The organism is Saccharomonospora saliphila YIM 90502, from assembly GCF_000383795.1.
GTDB lineage: Bacteria > Actinomycetota > Actinomycetes > Mycobacteriales > Pseudonocardiaceae > Saccharomonospora > Saccharomonospora saliphila.
The window spans coordinates 1-3,354 of record NZ_KB912652.1; the positions used below are offsets into that span (position 1 = coordinate 1).

4 protein-coding genes are annotated in these 3,354 nt (G+C 73.3%); all 4 read right to left on the reverse strand.

Translation table 11 applies throughout. The features are described 5' to 3' along the window. Positions 1 to 81: 81 nt before the first annotated feature. The 4 genes from glpX to xseA all read right to left on the reverse strand — a co-directional run bounded on the left by glpX (position 82) and on the right by xseA (position 3,263). The gene (gene glpX / locus SACSA_RS0108650) at positions 82 to 1,140 is read right to left on the reverse strand and encodes a class II fructose-bisphosphatase (protein WP_019815117.1); all 1,059 of its coding nucleotides are present in this window, start codon (positions 1,138 to 1,140) and stop codon (positions 82 to 84) included. A 90-nt stretch (positions 1,141 to 1,230) separates the two neighbouring features. Continuing rightward, on the reverse strand, positions 1,231 to 1,542 hold the full coding sequence (locus SACSA_RS0108655; protein ID WP_019815119.1) for an exodeoxyribonuclease VII small subunit: 312 nt from the start codon (positions 1,540 to 1,542) through the stop codon (positions 1,231 to 1,233). A gap of 22 nt (positions 1,543 to 1,564) precedes the next feature. Continuing rightward, a complete protein-coding gene (locus SACSA_RS0108660; RefSeq protein WP_019815121.1) occupies positions 1,565 to 1,984 on the reverse strand; it encodes a hypothetical protein in 420 nt (139 codons plus the stop codon). 7 nt (positions 1,985 to 1,991) lie between these two features. Continuing rightward, a complete protein-coding gene (gene xseA / locus SACSA_RS0108665) occupies positions 1,992 to 3,263 on the reverse strand; it encodes an exodeoxyribonuclease VII large subunit (protein ID WP_019815123.1) in 1,272 nt (423 codons plus the stop codon). Between the last annotated feature and the right edge of the window lie 91 nt (positions 3,264 to 3,354).

The following is a 3,354-nucleotide window of genomic DNA, read 5'->3' on the forward strand; positions in this document are numbered from 1 at the left end:
GCGTGAGCGTATCGGCCCCTGCCGGGTGGTGAGTCCGGTCACTCGGGTTCGCGGTCCGCACTCGGCGCCGGGGCCCGCCGGTCACGGCAGGGGCGGGGCGATGTCGGCGTCCTGCGCGCCGTCGAAGTCGATGGAGGAGAAGTCGCGCAGCTTGGTGAGCCGGTGGTAGCCGTCGATGAGCCGCACGGTGCCCGACTTCGACCGCATGACGATCGACTGCGTGGTGGCCCCGCCCGCGCGGTAGTGCGTGCCCCGCAGCAGGTCGCCGTCGGTGACGCCGGTGGCGCAGAAGAACACGTTGTCGCCGCGCACGAGGTCGTCAGTGGTGAGCACCCGATCGACGTCGTGTCCCGCCTCGATCGCCTGCGTGCGCTCGGCGTCGTCCTTGGGCCAGAGCCTGCCCTGCAACTCGCCGCCGAGGCACTTCATCGCGCAGGCCGCGATGATGCCCTCCGGCGTGCCGCCGATGCCCAGCAGCATGTCGACACCGGTCGTCGGCCGGGCGGTGGCGATGGCGCCCGCCACATCCCCGTCGCTGATGAACCGGATGCGGGCCCCGGCCTCGCGGACCTCCTTGATGATCTGCTCGTGGCGGGGACGGTCGAGGATGCAGACCGTGACGTCGGAAACGCCGCTGTTCTTGGCCCGGGCGACCCGGCGCACGTTCTCGGCGATCGGCGCTGACAGGTCCACCGACCCCGCCGCGTCCGGCCCCACGGCGAGTTTCTCCATGTAGAACACCGCCGACGGGTCGAACATCGCGCCCCGCTCGGCCACGGCGAGCACGGCCAGCGCGTTGGGCATGCCCTTCGACATCAGTGTGGTGCCGTCGATCGGGTCCACGGCCACGTCGCAGTGCGGACCGTCGCCGTTGCCGATCTCCTCGCCGTTGTAGAGCATGGGCGCCTCGTCCTTCTCGCCCTCGCCGATCACGACGACGCCCCGCATCGACACGGTCCCGATCAGCTGACGCATGGCGTCCACGGCGGCGGCGTCACCGCCGTTCTTGTCGCCCTTGCCGACCCAGCGGCCCGCGGCCATGGCGGCCGCCTCGGTCACCCGGACCAGCTCCATCGCGAGGTTGCGGTCGGGGGCCTCGCCCCGCCTCGGACTACCGGCGGACTGGCTGGCGGCGGTCATGGTGCCTCCCGATGGCTCGTCGAGTCGAAAGCGGATGCTGCCCTACCTAACGGGTGCCCGGTTCCGGCGCCCACGTGTGTGTCACGGACGTCACTCCGGGCGACCATCGGCGGACGGGCCCGCCTCCGCGTCCTCCGGTGCGTCTTCCACGGTAGCCAGGGCCGCCTCGATGCGCTCGCGCGCGCCCTCGAGATGCCGTTCGCACAGCCGGGCCAGACGCTCCCCCTTCTCCCACAGCGCGAGCGACTCCTCAAGCGACAGCCCGCCCGCCTCGAGACCGCGCACGACCTCGATCAGCTGATCCCTCGCCTGCTCGTAGTCGAGGTCCGCCGGCTCGTCGGCTTCGCGGGCCCCGTCGGTGCCTGTGGTGTCGGCCTCGTGCGCGTCGTTCGGTTCGCTCACTCGTGTCCGTCTCGCTCGTCGCTCACCCGGTCGTCGACCGGTCCGGTTCCCGGGCGCACACTACCGCGCTGGCCGTGGCGTGGTCGTAGGAGACAAACGCGCGGGCGAACTCGCCGCCGTCGGACTCGGCCAGCGCGTATTCCACGAGGGTCCGGGCTCGCGCCACGCGGTGCCGGTGGACCGATCCGTCGGAGAACCACCATCGCGTGCCGACATAGTGCTCGGTCGCCTCGGACAAGGCGTGCAGGCTGCCGGACAGATCCTTCCGGACCGGCGTCGCGCACCCGGCGAGCAGCACCGCCCAGCACCGCGCGGCCGCGGCTTCGACGTCGGCGGCCCTGCGCCGGACGAGCATCGCGGCGCCGGTGGTGTCCTCGCCCGGGCAGCGGCACAGGTGCGCGGCCGTCCTGGTCGTCAACGGCAGGAACGCGCACCCGTACATTCGCCCCTCACTCCTCCCGTGTCCCCGCGACCGCGTGGACGGCACCGTCCGCGACCCGCACCCGCAGAGGTGTGCCGTCGGCCACCTCGGAGGCCGACCGCAGGACCCTCAGGGTGCCTGATGCGTCGGTGTACTGCACGACGGCGTAGCCACGGGCCAGTGTCGCGGAGGGGCCCAGTGCGGTGAGCCGGGCGCGTGCGGAGGCGAGCGCGGTCTGTTCCCCGCTCAGTGTCGCCAGCACCGCGCGCCGCCCGCGTTCGACCTGGGTCTCGACCTCGGCGGCCCGGCGTTCGACCGGTCCGAGCGGGTCGGCCAGCACGGGCCTGCTGCGCGTCTGCTCCAACAGGCGGCACTGCGTGTCCACCCAGCCGTGCAGAGCGCGGCGGGCACGGTCGCGCAGCTGACGCACGCGTGCGGTTTCCTCGGCCACGTCGGGCACCACCCGCTTGCCCGCGTCGGTCGGGGTCGAGCAGCGCAGGTCGGCGACGTGATCGAGCAGCGGCGAGTCGGGTTCGTGCCCGATCGCGCTGACCACCGGCGTGCCCGCGGCGGCCACGGCCCGGCACAACGTCTCGTCGGAGAAGGGCAGCAGGTCCTCGACGCTGCCCCCGCCGCGGGCGAGCACGATGACGTCGACGTCCGGGTCGGCGTCGAGGGTGTGCAGCGCCCGCAGGATCTGGGGCACCGCCCGGGCTCCCTGGGTGGCGGTGTTGAGCACCCGGATCGCCACGGCGGGCCAGCGGGCCTGGGCGTTGACCAGGACGTCGTGCTCGGCCGCCGAGGCACGCCCGGTGATCAGCCCGACACCGCGTGGCAGGAACGGCAGGGGGCGCTTGCGTTCGGCCGCGAACAAGCCCTCGGCGGCCAGCAACCTGCGCAATCGCTCGATGCGGGCGAGCAGCTCACCGATGCCGACCGGCCGGATCTCGTCGGCGCGCAGGCTGAGCGTCCCCCGGCCGAGGAAGAACGTCGGGCGGCCGTGTACCACCACGCTGGCGCCGTCCCGTAACGGCGGCTCGCAGGCGCGCAGCATGCGCGCCGGGCAGGTCACCGTCATCGACACGTCGGCGGCCGGGTCCCGCAGCGTGACGAACGCGGTCTGGGTGCCGGGGCGGGCCGAGATCTGAGTGACCTGGCCCTCGACCCACACCGCGCCGAGCCGGTGAATCCAGTCGGCGATCTTGCGGGCGACGGTGCGCACGGGCCAGGGGTTGTCCGAGGTGGACGGCGCGTCCGTGCGGCGGGCCGGGCGGGCTCCGGTGCTGTCGCCGGTGCTCACTGCTGTGCCGGGTCCTCGGCCCGGGCGGAGGCCGCCTGGCGCACGGTGGAAAGGCGCCGGGAGAGCATCCCGGTGAAGGAGGGACGGTTGC